The sequence below is a fragment of the Streptosporangium sp. NPDC049644 genome (assembly GCF_040675205.1).
Lineage (GTDB): Bacteria > Actinomycetota > Actinomycetes > Streptosporangiales > Streptosporangiaceae > Streptosporangium > Streptosporangium fukuiense.
Genome location: NZ_JBFAOJ010000030.1, coordinates 65,218 through 85,717, shown reverse-complemented (window position 1 = coordinate 85,717; position 20,500 = coordinate 65,218). Strand labels below are relative to the sequence as shown.

The 20,500-nt window shown below is 70.4% G+C and carries 16 protein-coding genes and 3 tRNA genes; 10 read left to right on the top strand and 9 right to left on the bottom strand.

Annotation, left to right across the window (positions count from 1 at the left end):
* Positions 1-189: 189 nt before the first annotated feature.
* The 6 genes from AB0J58_RS19250 to AB0J58_RS19225 all read right to left on the bottom strand — a co-directional run bounded on the left by AB0J58_RS19250 (position 190) and on the right by AB0J58_RS19225 (position 4,302).
* Positions 190-1,404 (bottom strand): insulinase family protein, encoded by a 1,215-nt coding sequence (locus tag AB0J58_RS19250; RefSeq protein ID WP_364217343.1) that lies wholly within the window; start codon positions 1,402-1,404, stop codon positions 190-192.
* The gene (locus AB0J58_RS19245; protein WP_364217341.1) at positions 1,401-2,675 is read right to left on the bottom strand and encodes a pitrilysin family protein; all 1,275 of its coding nucleotides are present in this window, start codon (positions 2,673-2,675) and stop codon (positions 1,401-1,403) included. Before AB0J58_RS19245 ends, AB0J58_RS19250 begins: the two co-directional genes overlap by 4 nt.
* Positions 2,676-3,283: 608 nt before the next feature.
* Positions 3,284-3,355: transfer RNA gene (locus AB0J58_RS19240), tRNA-Val, on the bottom strand.
* Positions 3,356-3,372: 17 nt separating this feature from the next.
* A tRNA-Cys gene (locus AB0J58_RS19235) sits at positions 3,373-3,443 on the bottom strand.
* A gap of 25 nt (positions 3,444-3,468) precedes the next feature.
* Positions 3,469-3,540: transfer RNA gene (locus tag AB0J58_RS19230), tRNA-Gly, on the bottom strand.
* A gap of 108 nt (positions 3,541-3,648) precedes the next feature.
* Positions 3,649-4,302, bottom strand: a complete 654-nt coding sequence (locus AB0J58_RS19225) for an amino acid-binding protein (RefSeq protein WP_364217339.1) — start codon at positions 4,300-4,302, stop codon at positions 3,649-3,651.
* Between the two features lie 92 nt (positions 4,303-4,394).
* Here AB0J58_RS19225 and dusB point away from each other — a divergent pair, with 92 nt between their 5' ends.
* The 3 genes from dusB to AB0J58_RS19210 all read left to right on the top strand — a co-directional run bounded on the left by dusB (position 4,395) and on the right by AB0J58_RS19210 (position 8,623).
* A complete protein-coding gene (dusB, locus tag AB0J58_RS19220) occupies positions 4,395-5,516 on the top strand; it encodes a tRNA dihydrouridine synthase DusB (protein WP_364217337.1) in 1,122 nt (373 codons plus the stop codon).
* A gap of 234 nt (positions 5,517-5,750) precedes the next feature.
* On the top strand, positions 5,751-7,673 hold the full coding sequence (locus AB0J58_RS19215; protein WP_364217335.1) for a TRAP transporter fused permease subunit: 1,923 nt from the start codon (positions 5,751-5,753) through the stop codon (positions 7,671-7,673).
* Entirely contained in the window at positions 7,670-8,623 is a 954-nt protein-coding gene (locus AB0J58_RS19210) for a TAXI family TRAP transporter solute-binding subunit (RefSeq protein WP_364217333.1), read from the top strand. Before AB0J58_RS19215 ends, AB0J58_RS19210 begins: the two co-directional genes overlap by 4 nt.
* A 1-nt stretch (position 8,624) precedes the next feature.
* Here the strand turns inward: AB0J58_RS19210 and AB0J58_RS19205 are convergent, their stop codons facing one another.
* From AB0J58_RS19205 to AB0J58_RS19195, 3 genes are all read right to left on the bottom strand, one after another.
* On the bottom strand, positions 8,625-9,143 hold the full coding sequence (locus tag AB0J58_RS19205; RefSeq protein WP_364217331.1) for a DUF2087 domain-containing protein: 519 nt from the start codon (positions 9,141-9,143) through the stop codon (positions 8,625-8,627).
* A gap of 75 nt (positions 9,144-9,218) precedes the next feature.
* The gene (locus tag AB0J58_RS19200) at positions 9,219-11,711 is read right to left on the bottom strand and encodes a DUF3516 domain-containing protein (protein WP_364217329.1); all 2,493 of its coding nucleotides are present in this window, start codon (positions 11,709-11,711) and stop codon (positions 9,219-9,221) included.
* A gap of 160 nt (positions 11,712-11,871) precedes the next feature.
* Positions 11,872-13,167 (bottom strand): acyltransferase, encoded by a 1,296-nt coding sequence (locus AB0J58_RS19195; RefSeq protein ID WP_364217327.1) that lies wholly within the window; start codon positions 13,165-13,167, stop codon positions 11,872-11,874.
* A 258-nt stretch (positions 13,168-13,425) separates the two neighbouring features.
* Here AB0J58_RS19195 and AB0J58_RS19190 point away from each other — a divergent pair, with 258 nt between their 5' ends.
* From AB0J58_RS19190 to AB0J58_RS19160, 7 genes are all read left to right on the top strand, one after another.
* On the top strand, positions 13,426-14,676 hold the full coding sequence (locus AB0J58_RS19190; protein ID WP_364217325.1) for a sensor domain-containing protein: 1,251 nt from the start codon (positions 13,426-13,428) through the stop codon (positions 14,674-14,676).
* Positions 14,667-15,314, top strand: a complete 648-nt coding sequence (locus tag AB0J58_RS19185; protein WP_343965288.1) for a response regulator transcription factor — start codon at positions 14,667-14,669, stop codon at positions 15,312-15,314. The genes AB0J58_RS19190 and AB0J58_RS19185 overlap by 10 nt, the downstream gene beginning before the upstream one ends.
* Before the next feature lie 160 nt (positions 15,315-15,474).
* The gene (locus AB0J58_RS19180) at positions 15,475-16,488 is read left to right on the top strand and encodes a LacI family DNA-binding transcriptional regulator (protein ID WP_364217323.1); all 1,014 of its coding nucleotides are present in this window, start codon (positions 15,475-15,477) and stop codon (positions 16,486-16,488) included.
* On the top strand, positions 16,485-17,396 hold the full coding sequence (locus AB0J58_RS19175) for a sugar ABC transporter permease (protein ID WP_364217321.1): 912 nt from the start codon (positions 16,485-16,487) through the stop codon (positions 17,394-17,396). Before AB0J58_RS19180 ends, AB0J58_RS19175 begins: the two co-directional genes overlap by 4 nt.
* A 1-nt stretch (position 17,397) precedes the next feature.
* A complete protein-coding gene (locus AB0J58_RS19170; protein WP_364217319.1) occupies positions 17,398-18,216 on the top strand; it encodes a carbohydrate ABC transporter permease in 819 nt (272 codons plus the stop codon).
* Positions 18,217-18,243: 27 nt separating this feature from the next.
* Positions 18,244-19,539, top strand: coding sequence for a sugar ABC transporter substrate-binding protein (locus AB0J58_RS19165; protein WP_364217317.1), 1,296 nt, complete (start codon positions 18,244-18,246; stop codon positions 19,537-19,539).
* A complete protein-coding gene (locus AB0J58_RS19160) occupies positions 19,536-20,498 on the top strand; it encodes an ADP-ribosylglycohydrolase family protein (RefSeq protein ID WP_364217315.1) in 963 nt (320 codons plus the stop codon). Before AB0J58_RS19165 ends, AB0J58_RS19160 begins: the two co-directional genes overlap by 4 nt.
* Positions 20,499-20,500 lie beyond the last annotated feature (2 nt).

The following is a 20,500-nucleotide window of genomic DNA, read 5'->3' as shown; positions in this document are numbered from 1 at the left end:
TGCGTTTCCCCGGCGTGGACGCCGCTCCACCCGACGCGCCCCCCGGCCCCCACACCCCCACCGCGCGGGTGTTGGGACACGACGGTCTGCACCGGGCGGTCGCCGCGGCCCGCCCGGCCGGCGACGCGCCGCCGGGGCGTCACCGGCCGGCCGGGCGGCGGCGACCGCCCGGTCCTGACCGTCGTGTCCCTACTCCAGCTCGGTGAGGGTGAGGGGGCGGGGGAGCGCTTCGGGATCAGCGGCGACCACGCCGGAGAAGCGCTCGGGAGCGAGGAACTCCTCGGCCACCGCCGCCACGGCGTCCGGCGTCACGGCGGCCAGGCGGCGCGAGAAGCCGAGCAGCCAGAGCGGGTCCATGCCCTTGGCGGCCAGGTCGGCGAGTGAGGAGGCGAAGGCGGCACGCGGGGCCAGGCGGGTCGCCATCGAACCGAGGGCGTAGGCGCGGGCGGCCTGGATCTCCTGTCTCGTGGGGGGACGCGTCCGCATCCCGCGGAGCTCGGCGGCCAGCGCCTCCATCGCGGCGCTCGTGGTGCCGGCCGCGGTGTCGGCCTCGATCGCCAGCAGCCCGCTGCCGTGCTGGAGGTCGAAGAACGTGGTGACGCCGTACACGTAGCCCTTGTCCTCGCGCAGGCTTCTCGACAGCCGGGAGGAGAGGTAGCCGCCCAGGACGTTGCAGGCCAGGAAGAGCGCCGGATAGCGCTCGTGCTCTGCGGTCACCGCCTGCGCGCGCAGCCGGATGCGAGACTGCTGCGCGCCCGGCCGCGGCAGCGGCGTCAGCCGGCCACCCTCGACCCCGGGAGGCGGCGGCAGCGGCGGTGCGCTCCGTGCGAGCGGCCGCCAGCCGGCCAGCGCCTTCTCCACGGCGTCGGCCATCTGCTCGGGGTCGTCCGGCGAGAGGATCATCAGGACGGCGCCGCGAGGGTCGAACGGTCGGCGCCGCAGCTCCGCGATCCCGGCCAGCTCGTCATCCTCCGGCATCTGGAAGCCAAGCGGGTGGCCGCCGAACAGGTGCCGCGCCAGCTCGGACCTGACCGCGACGTCGGGGTGAGCCCTGACCATCCTGAGCTGCGCGATCAGTTGTCCACGCACCGACTCCACCTCGGCGGGCACCCCCTCCACCACCTCTGCCAGCGCCGACATGAGGGAGTCCAGGGCGTGCACGGAGCAGGAGGCGGTGACGGTCGTCTTGTGGACGTCGGCCACCACGCTCAGCTCCACGCCGTCGTCCGCGCCCTGCCGTTGCGACAGGCAGGCCGCCAGCAGCACGGACTCGGCCAGAGCGCCCCGGGTCGGACAGGGCGAGGGAAGGTGAAGACGCACCTCGACCAGGGGGGTGACGCCGTGTCGCAGGGCCAGCAGGCGCAGGCCGTTCCCCAGGGTGCGATCCACGACCGCGTTACTCATCGCCCCTCCTCGGGAACGGCCCTGAGCAGCGCGCGGGAATCCGGGCGCAGGCCGCGCGCCGCCGCCGCCACATCGGCGGCGGTCACCTCGGCGCACAGCTCGGGCAGCCGCGCGACGCGGCCGGGATCACCGAACAACAGCTCGAAGCGCCCGATCATGCGCACCCGGTTGGCGAGCTGGTCCATGGACCGGTGATGGGAGTTGACCCATCTGGTGCGCCAGCGCGACACCTCCTCGCCGGTGGGCCCGAGCGCGCCGATCTCCTCCAGTTCGGCGTCCACGGCGGCCAGCACCTGCTCGGCCGGCAACTCCTTCGGATGGACCGCGGTGAGGATCCACATGTCGGGGTCGCGGGCGTCGAGGAAGTCGAACAGACCGACACGGGTGGAGAAGATGATGGTATGCCCCGTCTCACACCGCAGTCGCTCACGCAGCCGCGGCTGGGAGCCTCCGGCCAGCACGTCGGCGAGGGCGGCCAGCGCGAAGTGGGCTCGCGGGTCAGTGGCCGGGTCGGGCACCCGGTGGCCGATGGCGAAGGCGGGAAGCGGCGCCAGAGCGTCGGTGTACCCGGCCTCCAGTCGCCCGGCCGGTTCCGGCTCCCAGCGGGAGGTGAGCGTGGGGGCGGGCCGGGGCGGGATCTCCCCGAACGTGCGACCGACGACCTCCAGCACCGCGTCGGCCTCGACGTCGCCCGCGACCGTCACCACGGCGTTGGCCGGGCTGTAGTGGCGGTCGAAGAAGTCCTCACAGTCCTGAAGGGTGACCTGCTGGAGGGCGGTGTAGTCGCCGTACCCGTCGTGCGCGTTGGCGAAGTCGCGGAAGAGCACGGGTGACAGCCTGGGCCAGGGGAGACCGCCGTAGGGCTTGCGGATCTTGCCCAGGACCTCCTCCCGCACGACCGAGGTCTGGGCCAGGATGGCCCGCTCGGTGATCTTCGGGGCTCGCATGCGAGCGGCCTCCAATGCGATCACCTGGGCGGCGGCCTCGGCGGGGACGACGTTGTAGAAGTCGGTGTAGTCCTGCCGGGTGGAGGCGTTGCAGAAGCCCCCGATGCTCTCGACCTGCTGAAAGTGGTCGAGTTCGCTGCCCGCCTCCCCCTGGAACATCAGATGTTCGAACAGGTGCGCCAGGCCCGACCTGTCTTCGGTCTCCGCGCGGAAGCCGACGTCGTAGTGGACGGCGACGCCCGTGATGGGCGCGGAGCGCTCCTCCGCGACGACCACCCGCAGCCCGTTGCCCAACGTCACGCGCACGATCTCGGCGGTCTTCATCGGCGGCTCACCTCGCGCGAGGAAGAGTGCGGCGGTTGCCAGGCGTCCGCCGGGGCATCGTGCCGGCCCACGTCCCGTGCCGGCGGACCGGCATGGGAGCCGCCCCCGCCGCAGTGTCTCCTGCGCATGATCCTGTCTCCCCGCGAATGGGACGGACACCTGGACGCGACCACGTTCGCCGGGATGACGGCGAAGATCCGTCGTGGTCAACTCGGGGTGAGCGTGTCGTGACCGTCTTGAAGGTGACTTGTGGGCCGCTGGACCGGCATGTCAACGGCCACGACGGTCCTCAAGTAGACGGGCGCGGGCGTCATCGGCCGGGTGCGCGTCGCCGGGGGACTCCTGTGGGCTCGGTGAGGTGTCAGCTCGTCCGTGTCCGGGCCGGCACACGCGGAAGGACCCGCCTTTGGCGGCCACGGCGACGTCATGCCGCGGAAGCCGACCCGGCGGGCTGACAGCGGTGGTGTGCCCGCCGAAGGCCGGTGCGGGCCAAGGCCCCGGAGCGCGGCGACCGGATCCGGCCCTCGCCGCCGGGGACAAGGCGGCCTGGTCGCTCAGAAGATCGAAAAAGGCCGTTTCCCGCTGGGGGAAACGGCCTTTGATGTGGGTGGACGATACAGGGATTGAACCTGTGACCTCTTCCGTGTCAGGGAAGCGCTCTCCCGCTGAGCTAATCGTCCGCATGGGGAAGGACCAGAGGTGGAGACGGGATTTGAACCCGTGTAGACGGCTTTGCAGGCCGTTGCCTCGCCTCTCGGCCACTCCACCGGAGTGAGAGCCCGAAGACCCTTCGAGCGGAAGACGGGATTCGAACCCGCGACCCTCACCTTGGCAAGGTGATGCTCTACCACTGAGCCACTTCCGCGTGTTTCCTCCGGGTTTTGCTCCCGGTGGCGACGAGAGAACTCTAGCGGGTTTTCCGCGCGGTTGCGTAACCGTACGTTCGGCCGCCCGCCCGGTGGCCGCAGGCGGCTCAACCGGTCTGGTGGCGCAACTGACGGACGACGGCGCGTTCCACCGCGGGCAGGGTGAGGAAGATCTCCAGGATGCGGGTGAGGCGGTGCACCTCGATGCGGTGGAAGGCGGGGCCGTCGGCGCGGGCCAGCAGGAAGGTCAGGGCCAGCGGGGGCAGCGGGGCGGCGATCACGTGCAGGCCGGAGTCGAGGGTGAAGGAAGTCGGGCGGGCAGGGGTCTCGGCGGGGAAGGGGACCTGCTCGGGAGCCCGCCAACTGGAGTGGACGGTCGCGCGAGGGAGCTTCTCGGTCGCCGCCGCGGCCCAGTCGGCGCTGAACAGCACGGGCATGGAGTCGATCAGGGTGGCCAGCGCCCGATCGCCCGCCGTGGTGATGTACTTGAGGATCTCCAGCTCCGGGTAGGTGCCCGGTGCCTCGCGCGTGCTCCAGACACCCTCGATCGTCACCCCCGGCACGCTCTCCAACCCCTCGACCAGGGTTTCCCTGGGAGCGGAGTCGGGCCAGTAGACGGTGATGTCGTCCAGCGCCCGGCCCTCGCCGCGCTCCAGGACGACCACCTGGGTGATGTCCGCGCCCGCGACGCCGAGGACGCGGGTGACCTTCCCCAGCGAGCCCGGCTGGTCGGGCAGTGCGATCCGCAGTCGCAGCAGCATCCGCGGCCTCCCATGTCACGTCGGGTTACGCCAGGTACACCATATCCAGCGGATGATTCGTCCCGTCCGTCGCGGTGCGGTAGAAAAGCCAGGTGGAGTCGTTGAAACTGGGATCGCTGGAGGTGTGGCCGCCGGTCGTCCTCGCCCCGATGGCCGGGATAACCAACACGGCGTTCCGCGCCCTCTGCCGGGAGCAGGGCGGCGGTCTGTTCGTCTGCGAAATGATCACGACACGGGCGCTGGTGGAACGTAGCCCCAAGACGTTGAAGATGATCCGCTTCGAGCCCGACGAGCGTCCCCGCAGCCTCCAGCTCTACGGGATCGACCCGGTGACGGTCGGCAGGGCCGTCCGCATGATCGCCGAGGAGGACCTGGCCGACCACGTCGATCTCAACTTCGGCTGCCCGGTGCCCAAGGTGACCCGCAAGGGCGGCGGCTCCGCCCTGCCGTACAAGCGGAACCTGCTCCGGGGGATCCTGCGCGAGGCGGTGCGCAACGCCGGGACGCTGCCGGTGACCATGAAGATGCGCAAGGGCATCGACGACGACCACCTGACCTATCTGGACGCCGGGCGGATCGCCGTGGAGGAGGGCGTCTCCGCGATCGCGCTGCACGGCCGCACCGCGATCCAGCACTACGGCGGAACCGCCGACTGGGAGGCGATCGCGCGGCTCAAGGAGAGCGTGCCGGAGATCCCGGTGCTCGGCAACGGCGACATCTGGAGTGCCGGCGACGCGCGCCGCATGATGGACGAGACCGGGTGCGACGGCGTCGTCGTCGGCCGGGGGTGCCTGGGGCGCCCGTGGCTCTTCGCCGATCTGGCGGCCATGTGCGAGGGCGGCGACGTGCGGCTCCGTCCCCGGCTGGGCGAGGTCGCCGCGACCATGGACCGGCACGCCACCCTGCTGGCCGAGTGCTTCGAGAGCGAGCCGCACGCCGTGGCCGACTTCCGCAAGCACGTCGGCTGGTATCTCAAGGGCTTCACCGTCGGCTCCGCCCTCCGTCGCCGCCTGGCCACCTCCGAGACCCTGGCCGGCCTGCGGGAGGGGCTCGCCGAACTCGACGCCGACCAGCCCTGGCCCGAGGGCGTGGACGTCCCCCGGGGCAAGACCAACCCGCGCGACCGCGTTCACCTGCCCGCCGGCTGGCTCGACGACCCTTACGACCGCGCGGTCCCCTGCGCCGACGCCGAGACCGACACCTCGGGCGGCTGACCGCGCCCTCCCTCCGGCGGCTCCCACCGTCGAGCCTCGCCGTGTGCCGTTGACCGGCCGGCATCGGTGGTCGTGTGTCTCGATCCCGCCGCCTGACGCTCGCCTCGCCACGCCGTCGGGCAGAGGTCTCCCGCGGGGCGGGCGTGACGCGACTGTGACCCGTTCTGACAGATGAGAGTCAACCTTCTCGATAACCTGCAGTCGAATATCGCGGCTCACACGTGGAGACGACGGTTGACGAGCACCACATCAGCGGATGAGTTGATCGCGGAGTTCGACGCGGAACGGCCCGCCCGGCGCCTCTCCGGCCCGGTGGCACAGGCCGTCACGCTGGTCGCCCTCGGCCTGTCGCTGTACGTCCTCTACCGCGTGTTCCGGCCCGGCCCCGTTCTCCCATACCGGATGCTCTTCCTCGCGGTCGTGCTGCCGCTCACCTTCGTCTGTTACAAGCCGGGGCGGCGGGGCACCGACCGGCCGGGCGCCGACGACTGGGCGCTCGCCGCGCTGGCGCTCGTGGCCTGTCTCTACCCGCTGGCGGTCTTCGACGACTTCATCCGGCGCGCCTTCGAGCCGACGACCCTCGACGTGGCGGCCGGGGCGGTCATCGTCCTGCTGGTGCTTGAGGCCTGCCGGCGCACCGTCGGCTGGATACTGCCCGCGGTCTGCGTCGGGTTCGCCGCCTACGCCTACTACGGTGGCTACCTGCCCTTCGACTGGGTCGTCGGGCACCGCGGCTACGACCTTGACCGGATCGTCGTCTCGTTCGTGATGGGCACCGACGGCGTGTACGGCGTGCCGCTCGACGTGGCGGCCACCTACATCATCCTGTTCACCGTCTACGGTGCCGTCCTCGACCACTCCGGGGCGGGGAAGTTCTTCGTGGACGTCTCACTGGCCGCGTTCCGCCGCTCGCGCTCGGCGCCGGGCCGCACGGTCACCCTCGCCGGATTCCTGCTCGGTACGGTCAGCGGTTCCGGCGTCGCGACGACGGTGAGCGTGGGCAGCGTCGCCTGGCCGATTCTGCGCCGGGCCGGATACCCGCCCGAGCAGGGGGGCGGAGTGCTCGCGGCGGCGGGCATCGGAGCGATCCTGTCGCCCCCGACCCTCGGCGCCGCGGCGTTCATCATCGCCGAGTACATGCGGGTGAGCTACCTGACGGTGCTGCTCTACGCCACCATTCCCACCGTCCTGTACTACCTGGGCATCTTCCTGGCCATCGAGATGGACGCCCGCAGGTACGGGACACGGGCGGTCGAGGTGGACGCGCCCAGCCTCTGGCCGCTGATCAGGCGGTTCGGCTACCACTTCAGCTCGCTGTTCGTGATCGTCGTCCTGATGGCGCTCGGCCAGTCGCCGTTCCGCGCCGTGGTGTACGCCACGCTGCTCGCCCTCGCGCTCTCCTTCCTCGACTCCGAGCACGCCCTGACCCCCCGCAGGGCGGCCAGGGCCCTGGCCGCGGGGACGACCGGGGTGCTGCCGGTCGCGGCGACCTGCGCCGCCGCCGGACTGATCGTCGCCGTCGTCACGCTCACCGGGCTGGGCCTCAAGGCGAGTTCCCTGATCGTCGGCGCCTCGGGCGGGCTCCTCGCCGTCACCGCGCTGCTGTGCGCGGTCGCGGTGCTCGTGCTCGGTCTGGCGGTGCCGGTGACCGCGTCGTTCGTCATCGCGGCGGTCGTCATCGGACCCGCGCTGACGGATCTCGGTGTCAGCCAGGCCGAGGCATACATGTTCATCTTCTACTACGCGGTGCTGTCGGAGGTCAGTCCGCCCACGGCGCTGTCGGCCTTCGCGGCCTCGGCCATCACCGGGGGCAACGCCTACCGGACCATGATGACCACCTGGAAGTACACCCTTCCCGCGTTCCTGGTGCCTTTCGCCTTCGTGCTGACCCCTGGCGGGGCCGGGCTGCTGGCCCAGGGCACGTTCGGGGAGATCCTGGCGGCCACGACGGTCTCGGCGGTGGCGGTCGCCGCGCTGGCCGCCGCCACCGGCGGGCGGCTGCTCGGTCCGGCGGGGCCGGTCGAGCGGGCGCTGTGCGCGGTGGCGGCGATCCTGCTGCTGTTCCTGTCGCCGCTGCCCGCGCTCGCCGGAGCGGTGCTCCTGGCCGTGGTCGTCTCCCTCCATCTGGTGACACGCGAACGAGAGGCGGAGCATTGACAGTCAGACGCGGGATCGCCCTGCTGGCGGCGGGGCTGCTGTTCCTGGCCGGCTGTGGCGGAGACAGGTCGGCCGACCAGGCCACGGGCAAGAGACTGTCGATCGCCACCGGCAACACCACGGGCGTCTACTACGTCCTCGGCGGGGGCCTGGCCGACCAGATCGGCAAGAACATCCCCGGCTACCAGGCCACGGCCGAGGCGACCGGCGCCTCGGTGGAGAACATCCAGCGGGTCGTCAGGGGTGACTCCGACATCGCCTTCACCCTGGCCGACTCCGCCGCCGACGCCGTCACGGGCAAAGGCGCCTTCAGCGCGCCCCAGCCGATCCGCGCCGTCGCCCGCCTCTACGACAACCACACGCAGGTGGTCGCCACCACCGGCTCCGGAGTGAGATCCGTCGCCGACCTCAGGGGCAAGCGGGTCTCCACCGGCTCGCCCAACTCCGGCACCGAGGTGATCGCGCTGCGCCTGCTGAAGGCGGCCGGTCTCGACCCGGAGGAGGACGTCACCCGCCAGTCGCTGGGACTGCCGGAGAGTGTGCAGGCCCTCAAGGACGGTGACCTCGACGCCCTGGTCTGGTCGGGTGGCCTGCCGACACCGGGCATCACCGATCTGCTGACCTCGCTTGGGGGGCAGGTCGCCTTCGTACCGCTGGACGGGGTGCTGCCCGCGATGCGCGCCGAGCACGGCTCGGCGTACGCCCCGGGCACGATCGCCAAGGACGTCTACGACACCCCCTCGGACGTGTCGACCATCTCGGTGCCCAACCTGCTCGTGGTGCACGAGAAGATGGACCCCGCCCTGGTGGAGAGCCTGACGAGGCTGCTCTTCGAGCGCAGAGCGGAGCTGGAGAAGATCCACCCTGTGGCCGGGGAGATCAGCCGCGACAACGCGCAGAAGACCGAGCCGGTGCCCCTGCACGACGGCGCGAGGAGGTACTACGGCTGATTCAAGCCTCGACGGAGCCGCCGCTGCGCCAGTAGACGTTGTTCTCCCTGGTGAGCATGCCCTCATCGACCAGATAGCGGCGCAGCGCCGCGTAGTCGTCGTGGAAGGCGCGCAGTGCGACGTTGACCTCCTTCTCCGGGTAGCGGACCCCCGGCTCGAAGACCTGGACCACGTAGTCGAGCACGATCAACTGCTTGTCCCGCTTGCTGGGGATCGCCCGCAGCCGCCCCTCGACGAGGAAGGAGCGCAGCACCTTCTCCTCGGGGGAGACCGGGGACGCGGGCCTGGCCGTGGTGTGCAGCAGCTCGCGGAACCGCTCGCGCCGCACCTGCCACTCGCCGCCCTCCCCCCGAACGGCGAGCCCGCCGCGTTCCAGGCGGTCCAGCGCGCGCCTGACCGCCTCCCGGTCGAGGCCGGACTCCTCCTCGGGCTTGCCGCCCAGTGCCAGGGTCGCCAGCACCCGTAGCGTGTCCTCCTGGTAGAGCAGGCCGAGCACCTGCCTGATCGCTTCGTCGCTCATCCCGTCATTCTCGCCGGTCGAGCCCGGTGTTTCCGCGCTCTCGGGCAATCGGGCGGCGGGCCCGCCTCGGGGATGTCAGAGGCGGTTCAGGCCGATGACGTGGACCACGGCGCGGCCCTCCTCGTCGGAGGCGGCCAGGTCGACCTGGGCGTCGATGCCCCAGTCGCCGTCGCCGGCCGGATCGGAGACGACCTGGCGGACCCGCCAGAACTCCTTCTCCTCCTCGATGCGGAGCAGGCCGGGCCCCCGGGCGTCCGGGCCGGTGCCGATCTCCTCATGGTCGGCGTAGTAGGCGTCGAGCGCGGCGCCCCAGTCGACGTCGGGGGCCAGTTGCTCCAGTTCCTGCTCGTTCTCCAGGGCGGCCAGCTCGATCAGGCGGAACATCGCGTTGCGGACCAGCACGCGGAACGCGCGGGTGTTGGCGGTGACCGGCTTGGTGCTCTCCTCCAGGGAGGGCGCCTCCAGCTCCCCGGTCGGGTTCTGCAGCTGCTCCCACTCGTCCAGCAGGCTGGAGTCGACCTGCCGGACCAGTTCGCCGAGCCACTCGATGAGGTCGACCAGGTCCTCGGTCTTGAGGTGCTCGGGGATGGTCCGCGACAGGGTGCGGTAGGCGTCGGCGAGATAGCGAAGGACCGTGCCCTCGGACCGGGTCAGCTCGTAGAACTGCACGTAGTCGGCGAAGGTCATCGCCCGCTCGTACATGTCGCGGATGACGCTCTTGGGACTGACCGTGTAGTCGCCCACCCAGGGATGGCCGCGCCGGTAGGTCTCGTACGCGCCCAGCAGCATGTCGGCCAGCGGCATCGGATAGGTCACTTCGTTGAGGAGCTCCATCCGCTCCTCGTACTCGATGCCGTCGGCCTTCATCTGCGCCACCGCCTCGCCGCGTGCCTTGTTGAGCTGCGCGGACAGGATCTGGCGAGGGTCGTCGAGAATCGACTCGATGATCGAGACCATGTCCAGGGCGTAGTTCGGCGCCTGGATGTCGAGCAGTTCGAGGGTGGCCAGCGCGAAGGTGGAGAGCGCCTGGTTCAGCGCGAAGTCCTCCTGCAGGTCGACGGTCAGGCGGGCCATCCGGCCGTGCTCGTCGGGCTCGTCCAGCTTCTCCACCACGCCTCCGGCCAGCAGCGACCGGTAGATCGCGATGGCCTGGCTGATGTGCCGCCGCTGCCACTTGCGGTCCTCGTGGTTGTCGGTGAGCAGGTGGCGCATGGCCGCGTAGCAGTCGCCGGGCCGGTTGATCACCGCGAGGAGCATGGCGTTGCTGACCTTGAACCGGGAGTTCAGCGGCTCCGGTTCGGCGCTCTGCAGCTTCTCGAAGGTCTCCTCGCTCCAGCCCACGAAGCCCTCCGGCGGCTTCTTGCGGGCGAATCCGCGCCGCCGCTTGGGGTCGTCGCCGATCTTGGCCAGTGCCTTCTCGTTCTCCACCACGTGGTCGGGGGCCTGGCAGACGACGTAGCCGATGGTGTCGAATCCGGCCCGCCCGGCCCGTCCGGCGATCTGGTGGAACTCGCGGGCGCGCAGCCGCCGCACCCTGTTGCCGTCGTACTTCGACAGCGCGGTGAAGAGCACGGTCCTGATCGGGACGTTGACGCCGACGCCGAGCGTGTCGGTGCCGCAGATGACCTTCAGCAGGCCCGCCTGGGCGAGCCGCTCCACCAGGCGGCGGTACTTCGGGAGCATCCCGGCGTGGTGTACGCCGATGCCGTGCCGCACCAGGCGGGAGAGCGCCTTGCCGAACCTGGTGGTGAACCGGAAGTGGCCGATCATGGAGGCGATCGCCTCCTTCTCGGCCTTGGTCGACATGTTGATGCTCATCAGCGCCTGCGCCCGCTCCATGGCCGAGGCCTGGGTGAAGTGGACGACGTAGACCGGGTACTGGTTGGTGGTGAGCATCTCCTCCAGCGTCTCGTGGAGGGGGGTCATCCGGTAGGAGTAGACCAGCGGGACCGGGCGCTCGGCGTTCTTCACCACGGCGGTGGGCCTGCCGGTGCGCCGGGTGAGGTCCTCCTCGAACCTGGTGACGTCGCCCAGTGTCGCCGACATCAGAACGAACTGCACGTTCGGCAGTTCCAGGAGCGGCACCTGCCAGGCCCAGCCGCGGTCGGGTTCGGAGTAGAAGTGGAACTCGTCCATCACCACCTGGCCGATGTCGGCCTGTGCGCCGTCGCGCAGTGCGACGTTGGCGAGGATCTCCGCGGTGCAGCAGATGATCGGCGCCCCGGGGTTCACACTCGCGTCGCCGGTCATCATCCCGACGTTCTCGGTGCCGAAGACCTCGCACAGGTCGAAGAACTTCTCGGACACCAGTGCCTTGATCGGGGCGGTGTAGAAGGTGCGGACATCCTTGGTCAGCGCGGTGAAGTGGGCTCCGGCGGCGACCAGGCTCTTGCCCGAGCCGGTGGGGGTGGCCAGGATCAGGTTGTTCCCCGAGACCACCTCGATCAGCGCCTCCTCCTGTGCGGGGTAGAGGGTCAGCCCTCGCTCGGAGTTCCATTCGACGAAGGCGTCGAAGATGGCATCGGGGTCGGCGTCGATCTCTTCTGGCAGGCGGTCTACAAGGCTCACAGTTCCAATACTGCCGAAGAACTTGTGGTGGTCGAACCGGGGGCGGCGATGGTCGGCATTACATTTCGCGTAAAATATGTAACGTTATGTAGTTATGATCACTTTTTTTGGCATAAACAGTTACTAAAAGGACTTGATGTCGGCTGAGGTGCCGGAGTCGTCAGGCGTGCCGAGAGTGATCCGGGAGCGGACGCGGTCCGGGAACGCCCGCCCGTGAGGCGGGCGAGGTGCGAAAGGACGGGCCGGTGAGCGCCAGGCCCGCCACGATCGCGCCCGCCCCGAGCAGGGGAGCCGTCCCCGGGACGAAGCCGATCGCGGTGAGTGTGAGCAGCCCCAGTCCCACCAGCACGGTGGCCACGACGATCCTGGCCATTCCCCCGGTGTACGGCCTGGCCGAGGGGGGCGTCTCGAACCGCGCGAGACCCCGCAGCAGCGGCCACATCGCCAGGGCGAGCATGAGCAGCCAGTGCGGCCAGCCGGAGACCCAGGCCGAGGTGCCCGGCTCGGGGGTGGAGACTCCCAGGCCCACCACGACCATCGAGACGATGACGAACAGCGCGCTCATGTGCCACAGATAGAGGGTCATCATCCGGCCGCCGGCCCAGCCGAGCACCCTAGACACCCCGGGCCACTCCGCGAATGAGACGATCCAGCGGCGCAGCGCCAGCGCCAGCCCGATCTGGCCGACCCCGACCGAGAGCAGCGCGAGCGTGGGCGGTGCCATGTTGGAGACGGCGGCACCCGGCATCCCGATCATGCTGAGCGGGTAGGGGCCGAAGGTCACCAGTGCCGCGGCCAGACCGTACCCGGCCGCCGCCAGGATCCAGGGGCGGCCCAGCCGCCCGTCGGCGTACAGGAAGCCGAGCTGGTGCACCGTCAGCCAGATCAGCACGGTGTTGGGGAGACCCGCCACGTCCAGACCGCTGGTGAAGCGCAGGAGGTCCACCGCCACCGCCCCCGCCGCCAGCGTGGCCGGCACCCGCCAGCCGTACGCCATGTTGAGCCTGAGCATCGGCGGGGTCAGCGCCACCGCGACAAGATAGATCGCCAGGAACCAGAGAAGCTGTCCGGCCAGCCGCGAGGCGGTGATGACCGGCTGCTCCGGCATGCCGAGCGTCAGGAGCAGGTGGGGGAGGGGCAGCCAGACCGCCGCCAGCGGCACCACCGGCCAGGCCAGGCGGCGCAGGCGCGTCGCCAGCCAGGCGGGAGCGGCCTCACCGCGCCGTACGGCGGCGCGCCTGCTGATCGCACCCGCCGCACCCCCGGCGAAGAAGACCAGCGGCATCACCTGGCCGATCCATGTGATCATCCAGCCGTTCCCGGTGGCCAGCGCGTTGCCGGTGGTGATCCGGCCGTCGGCGAAGGAGAGCACCGGCATGCTCCAGTGCTGGAGCACCACCAGGGCCATGCCGAACACGCGGAGCACGTCGATGAACGGGTCACGACCGGCGGACACCGGTGCCGTGCGGGCTGTCGGACGTGTTGCCGGGCCGGGGATCACGGCGGTCAAGGGGGTCTCGATTCTTCGGGAGGGCGAGTGGAAACCTCGGGAAAGGCTGTGTGAAAAGCCTCCTGCCGGAACCCCGGCGGCGCAGTGACGCACGCAGCACTCTTCTCGCCGGATCTCCCCACCCTCGGGGGTAGTGCTGGCCCCACCCCGGTAAGCGGGTGCGCAGGGTCGATTGCGGTGGCCTGTACTCATAGCGTTGGCGGTATGAGAACCCTCCTCCGCCGCATCGGCTCCGACACCCGCTACCTGGTCGTGGGCTTTCCCCTCTCCGTCATCTGGTTCGTCCTCATGGTGGCCGGTTTCTCCGCCGGGACGGGCCTGGTCGTGGTGTTCGTGGGTCTGCCCGTCCTCGCGACGACACTCCTGGTCGCCCGGGGCTTCGCGGACGTCGAGCGGCGCTGGCTGCCCGAGGTGCTCGGCCGCCCCGTCGCCAGGCCGAGGTACCGGCCCGCCCCGCAGGGCGCCGGATGGTTCCGCAAGATGATCAATCCGCTCACCAACGGCCAGTCCTGGCTCGACCTGCTCTACGGCATCGTGGCCTTCCCGATCTCCATCGTGACCTTCGTCTTCGCGGTGGTCTGGTGGGCCGGGACGATCCTCGGCCTCACCTACCCGCTCTACGGGTGGATCGTCTACGCCATCCCCGGCAACGACGGCGGGCTCGGCCCGCTCCTCGGCCTGGGGAACAGCCTCTGGGTCGAGGTGGTGATCAACACGGTCATCGGCGTGCTGTTCGCGATCACCCTCTCGCCGGTCGTGCGGAGCGCCGCGCTCATCCAGGCCGGGCTCGGCAGGGCCCTGCTGACCGGGGTGGCCGAGCTGCACGATCGCATCGACGACCTGGCCGAGGGCCGGGCCGCCGCGGTGTCGGCCGAGGCCAACGCGCTGCGCCGGCTGGAGCGCGACATCCATGACGGGCCGCAGCAGCGCCTGGTCTCCCTGGCCATGGACCTGTCACGGGCACAGCGCCAGCTCAGGCGCGACCCGGCGGGGGTCGAGCAGATGCTCGGCCAGGCCATCACCTCCACCCGCGAGACGCTGGACGAGCTGCGTGCCCTCTCTCGCGGCATCGCCCCTCCGGTCCTCAGCGACCGCGGCCTGGCTCCCGCGCTCGCCGCGCTCGCCGGGCGCTGCACCGTCCCCGTCGAGCTGGACGTCCAGGTGGAGGGGCGGTTCCCCGCCGCCGTGGAGAACAGCGTCTACTTCGTCGTCGCGGAGTGCCTCACCAACGTCGCCAAGCACAGCCACGCCACGATCTGCACCGTGACGCTGACCAGGACGGGTGACTTCCTGATGCTGACAATCGGGGATGATGGGGTCGGCGGCGCACATGTCGCCAAGGGGCATGGCCTGTCCGGTCTCGGTGACCGCCTGAAGGCGGTCGACGGCGAGCTGGCTGTCGATTCACCCGTCGGAGGGCCGACGGTCATAGTGGCGGAGGTTCCGTGCGGGTAGTCGTGGCCGACGATGCGGTGCTCATCAGGGAGGGCCTGATCAGGCTCCTGGAGGAGTTCGGCTGCCAGGTGGTCGCCGCGGTGGGGGACGGTGACCGGCTGGTGGCCGCCGTCGCCGAGCACCGGCCCGACGTCTCGGTGGTGGACGTGCGGATGCCGCCCGGCTTCACGGACGAGGGGCTGCGGGCGGCCGTCGAGGCGCGCCGGAAGGTGCCCGGGGCGCCGGTGCTGATCCTGTCCCAGTACGTGGAGGTCTCCTATGCCGACGACCTGCTCGCCGACGCCAGGGGCGCGGTGGGATACCTGCTCAAGGACCGCGTCGTGGACGTGGACGACTTCATGGCGGGCCTGCGCACCGTCGCGGCCGGCGGCACGGTCTTCGACCCCCAGGTGGTGGCACAGCTGATGGTGCGGCGCCGCCGTGACGACCCCCTCGCCCAGCTCACCCCGCGCGAGCGCGAGGTGCTCGGCCTGATGGCCGAGGGCAGATCCAACCCCGCCATCGGCCGTCAGCTGGTGATCAGCGACGGGGCCGTGGAGAAGCACATCCGCAGCATCTTCGCCAAGCTCGGCCTGTACGCCGAGGACGGCGACCAGCACCGCCGCGTCCTGGCGGTCCTGGCCTACCTGCGTTCCTGACGGCCCTCGCCACCGGTCGGGGCGCCACTCGCCGCGCCTGCTGTTATTTGATCGTGACTTGACGATCTCTATTACGTGCGAGTTACATGCCTCTAACCCCGTAAACGTTTTCAGTAAGCCTCAAGATCATGGTAAACGTTTACAGAAAGGCATGGTCCCTGTGAGCGACGGGCCGACGATCACCACGATCGCGGAACGGGCGGGCGTCTCGATCGCCTCTGTCTCCCGCGTCCTCAACGGTTTGCCGACCCGCGAGAACACCGTGCGCCGGGTGCTCAGTGCGGCTGAGGAGCTGGGGTACGTCCCCAACTCGGTGGCCCGGTCGCTTAAGTCACGCCGGACCAACCAGGTGGCCTTCGCGATGGCCGACATCGGCAACCCGGTCTACCTGGCGATGATCCGCGAGATCCAGCCGGTGCTGAAGGCCGCCGGATACCGTCTCGTGCTGCACTCCACGGACGCGGACGTCGCCGACGAGATCGACGTGCTCCGCGGCCTCGGCGAGCGCTACGTGGACGGGCTGATCATGATCCCGCTCAGGGTGAGCGAGGCGCACCTGAAGGCCGTCGAGGCGGCCCGCGCCCCCGTGGTCATCATCGGCTCGGTACCGGACGGCACGCGGGTGGACAACATCCGCGCCGACTCCCGCACCGGTGTACGGCTGGCGCTGGACCACCTTCACTCCCTGGGACGCCGCCGGATCGGGTTCGTCAACGGCCCGCTGGACACGGTCCCCGGTTCGGCCCGGTCCACCGCCTACGCCGAGGCGCTCACCGCCCTCGGCCTGCCATATGACGAGAACCTGGTGGAGATCGGTGACTTCTACCGCGCCGAGGGGGCGGCCGCAGTGAGCCGGCTGCTGGCCAGGGCGCCCGACCTGGACGCGATCATGTGCGCCAACGATCTGATCGCGCTCGGCGCCCTGGAGGTCCTGCGCCGGGCCGGCCGCCGGGTGCCCGAGGACGTGGCGGTGGCCGGCATGGACGACATCGACATGGCCGCGGCCGCCTGGCCCGCCCTGACCAGCGTCTCCCTGGGCTCGGCCGAGCGGGGCAGGGCGGCGGCGGAACTGCTTCTGGACCGGCTGGGCAACGGCGAGCGGGAACCCAGGGTGGTCACCGTGCCGCCCCGCCTGGTGGTCAGGGCCTCGACCGCAGGAGAGGAGACGCCATGACCCTCACCGCGGACCGGGCGGTCAGGACGGCGGGCCCGAGGAAACCCCGGAGAGGCGGGCGGCAGGGGCGTGAGGCGCTGCTGCTGATGCTGCCCGCGCTGGTGCCCGTGCTGGTGTTCAGCGTGGGGCCGTTGCTTTACGGGATCTTCCTGGCGTTCACCGACGCGCGCTCAGGGCGCAACTCGGTCACCTCGTTCGTCGGGCTGTCGAACTTCGGGGACCTGCTCTCCGACGGGGACTTCTGGGCGTCGTTCCGGATCGGGATGATCTGGGCGGTCTCGGTGACGGTGCTGCAGTTCCTGGCCTCGCTGGGGCTGGCCCTGCTGCTCAACCAGGATCTGCGGTTCCGGGGGTTCGCCCGGGTGCTGGCACTGGTGCCGTGGGCGATGCCGCCCGTGGTCGTCGGGCTGATGTGGCGACTGGTCTACCACCCGGACGCCGGAATCCTCAACGGCATGCTGGGCACCGAGATCGACTGGCTCAACGACTTCTCCGTCGCGCTGCCCGCGGTGATCGTCGTCGGGATCTGGACCGGTATGCCGCAGACCACGGTGGTGCTGCTGGCCGGGCTGCAGGGCGTTCCCAAGGAGTTGTACGAGGCCGTCGAGGTGGACGGCGCGGGGGTCTGGCGAAAGTTCTGGAGCATCACCCTGCCCCAGCTCCGCCCGGTCATCGTGGCCATCACCTCGCTTGACTTCGTCTGGAACATCAACCAGTTCGGGCTGATCTACGTCCTCACCCAGGGCGGTCCCGGCGGGCAGACGCGCCTGCCCATGCTCTTCGCCTACGAGGAGGCCTTTCGCTACGGCTTCTTCGGTTACGCGGCCACCCTGGGTGTGGCGATCGTGATCGTCGTGCTGGCCGTGCTCGGCGCCTACCTCTGGCGGCAGATGCGGGAGGCGAGCTGACATGGGCAGGTCACTGCGTTATCTGGCCCTGGCCGGTTACCTCGTCTTCCTGGCGTTCCCCCTGGTCTGGCTGCTGTCCACGGCGTTGAAGACGCCGCAGGAGCTGGCCAGCCTGCACCCGACGTGGATCCCGCGCGCGCCGACGTCGGCCAACTTCACCGACGCCTTCGGCGAGCAGGACCTGGTCGGCAGCGGCGTGCGCAGCCTCGTGGTCGCGGCGGCCAGCTCGGTGCTCACCGTGGTCCTGGCGCTGCCCGCCGCCTACGCGCTGGCCCGCCACCGCTCGCTGGTCAACCGGATCGCGATCGGATGGGTGCTGGTCAGCCAGGTTTTCCCGTTCATCCTGATCATCATCCCGCTGTTCATGGTGCTGCGCGGGCTGGACCTGGCGAACACGTTGCCGGGGCTGACCGTCGTGCACGTCACCTTCACGCTGCCGTTCGCGCTGTGGATGCTCCAGGGCTACGTGCGCGCCGTACCGCGTGAGCTGGAGGAGGCCGCCGCGATGGACGGGGCCGGGCGGGTGCGCTCGCTGGTGAGCGTCGTCGCCCCGCTGCTGGCCCCGGGAGTGGTCGCGACCCTGCTGTTCTCGTTCATCTCCTCCTGGAACGAGTTCCTGTTCGCCCTGATCGTCCTTAAGGATCCGGATGTGGCGACCCTGCCGCTGACGCTGGTGAAGTTCACCGGCGCCGAGGGCGTCGTGCGGCTCGGGCCGCTGGCGGCCGCCTCACTCCTGGCGACGATCCCGAGCCTGCTGTTCTTCGCACTCATCCAGCGGCGGTTGAAGTCCGGCCTCATGGCCGGCGCCGTCAAGGGATAACCTCACCCCCCCGATAGGAGAACTCGTATGCGTATGAGGACCGCGCTGGCCGCAGGCCTCCTCGTGCTCGTCGCCGGATGCGCCTCGGAACCGCCCGCGGCCGCCCCCGACGAGCCGGTGACGATCAAGTTCCAGAGCCTCGCCTGGCAGAAGGAGTCGATCGCCGCGAACAAGGAGCTGGTCGCCGAGTGGAACAAAGCCAACCCCAAGATCCAGGTCGAGTACATCCAGGGAAGCTGGGACAACGTCAACGACCAGCTCGTCACCTCCTTCGAGGCCGGTGACCCGCCGGACGTCATCCACGACGACTCCCCGGCCCTGTCCGGATTCGCCAGCCGCGGCTACCTGATGGACATCAAGGACAAGATCCCGGCCGAGCTGAAGAGCGACATCCCGCAGCCCGCCTGGGACACCGTCACCTTCGGTGACGGCAAGGGCGGCCAGGGCGTGTACGGTGTGCCGTTCCTGCAGGAGTCGCAGGTCACCATCGCCAACAAGAAGCTGCTCGAGGCGGCGGGCGTGCGGATGCCGACCTCGGACGATCCGTGGACGTGGGACGAGTTCGCCGAGATCTCCAAGAAACTCACCAAGGGCGACACCTACGGCGTCGCCTGGCCGATGAAGTCGCCGGTCAACAAGGTGCTCAACCTCGCCCTGAACTTCGGCGGCACCTTCTTCCAGACCGACGCCGGCGGCAAGACGACGGTCAAGGTCGGCGCCGAGGAGCGGGAGGTGCTCCAGCGCATCCACGACCAGCTCTACAAGGACAGGTCCGCCGACCCGTCCGCGCTCGGCATGGGCTCGGCCGATCCGCTGCCCGGTTTCTACGCCGGCAAGTACGCGATGCTGCCCGCCGGCGTCTACCTGCGCCAGCAGGTCGTGGAGCAGGCGCCGGACGGCTTCGAGTGGATCACCCTCCCGCCGCTGAAGGGCGTCGGCTCCGAGCAGGGGGCCGTCTCGCAGACGCTGTCGGTCGCCGCGGACAGCAAGTATCCCGAGCAGTCGCTGAAGTTCGTCTCCTTCTTCCTCAACGGTTCCAACCAGGTCAAGCTCGCCAAGGGCGACTGGCTGCTGCCGACCTCCGTCAAGGCCGCGGGCGATCCCGCCATGACGGCCGAGGAGAACGGCTGGAACGTGGCGACCGCATCGGCCAAGAACCTCGTGGTCGCGCCGTTCCTGAAGGTCAACGGTTTCGACGAGTGGAAGAGCAAGGTGGCCACGCCGACCCTGCAGCAGTACTTCGCCAACAAGATCACCATTGACGAGGTGGCGAAGAAGCTGGTCGACGAGGGCAACAAGGTGCTGGAGCGGTACAACCAGTGACGTTGACACATCGGGGGCGCGCCCGGGGATGTCTGCTCGGCCTCGCGGCCGGCGACGCCCTCGGGCGCCCGGCGGAGAACCTCTCGCCCGAACAGATCGCCGCCCGCTGGGGGAGGCTGACCGAGATCGACGGCGGCGGCACCGACGACACCGAGTACACCATCTTCGCGGCCTCCCTGCTCATCCGGCACGGGCACGCGCTGACCTCCCAGGACGTCGTCCAGGCCTACCACCAGGAGATCATCCCGCTGATCGACGGGCCGATGAAGGGCGCGGGCTTCTCCGAGCTCGGTGCCGTCCAGGCACTCCGGCGGGGACTCCGGCCACCGCTGACCGGCCAGTGGCACCGCCACGGCTGGTCGGACGGCCTGGCCATGCGCGCCGCACCGTACGGGATCTTCGCCGCGGGTGACCCCGGCGAGGCCGCCCGTCTGGTGGAGGTCGACGGCAGCGTGAGCAACTCGGGGGAGGGCATCCTCGGCGGCCGTGCGGTCGCCGGGGCGGTGGCCGCCGCGATGGCGGGCGCCTCCCCGGACGAGGCGGTCACGGCCGGTCTCGGCGTGATCCCCGAGGACTCGTGGACCGCCCGCAGCGTCAACCGCGCCCGCGAGGCCCTCGGCCCCGGAGCCGGCGACGTCGCCGGGCGGCTGCACGAGGCGGTCGTGGTCCGGCACTACCCGTGGACGGATCTGGCTCCCGAAGCCGTCGCCCTCGCCTTCGCCGCCTACCTGATGGGCGGGGGAGAGGTCGAGGAGTCCGTGGTGATCGCGGCGAACCTGGGACGGGACGCCGACACCACCGCGGCCATCGCCGGCGCCCTCGCCGGGGCGGGACGCGGCGAGGCGGCGGTGCCCGAGCGGTGGGCACGGCAGATCGGCCCGGTCGAGGGGCGATGCCTGCCGGTGACCGCGGGACGGCACGTGCTCGACGTGGCCGACCGACTCGTGGAAGGGACGTAGGG

Excerpts from the sequence above, each read along its gene's own strand:
- AB0J58_RS19250 (WP_364217343.1), bottom strand. The coding sequence starts at position 1,404 with ATGAGTAACGCGGTCGTGGATCGCACCCTGGGGAACGGCCTGCGCCTG.
- AB0J58_RS19245 (WP_364217341.1), bottom strand. The coding sequence starts at position 2,675 with ATGAAGACCGCCGAGATCGTGCGCGTGACGTTGGGCAACGGGCTGCGG.
- AB0J58_RS19225 (WP_364217339.1), bottom strand. The coding sequence starts at position 4,302 with ATGCTGCTGCGACTGCGGATCGCACTGCCCGACCAGCCGGGCTCGCTG.
- AB0J58_RS19205 (WP_364217331.1), bottom strand. The coding sequence starts at position 9,143 with ATGAGCGACGAAGCGATCAGGCAGGTGCTCGGCCTGCTCTACCAGGAG.
- AB0J58_RS19190 (WP_364217325.1), top strand. The coding sequence starts at position 13,426 with ATGAGAACCCTCCTCCGCCGCATCGGCTCCGACACCCGCTACCTGGTC.
- AB0J58_RS19175 (WP_364217321.1), top strand. The coding sequence starts at position 16,485 with ATGACCCTCACCGCGGACCGGGCGGTCAGGACGGCGGGCCCGAGGAAA.
- AB0J58_RS19170 (WP_364217319.1), top strand. The coding sequence starts at position 17,398 with ATGGGCAGGTCACTGCGTTATCTGGCCCTGGCCGGTTACCTCGTCTTC.
- AB0J58_RS19165 (WP_364217317.1), top strand. The coding sequence starts at position 18,244 with ATGCGTATGAGGACCGCGCTGGCCGCAGGCCTCCTCGTGCTCGTCGCC.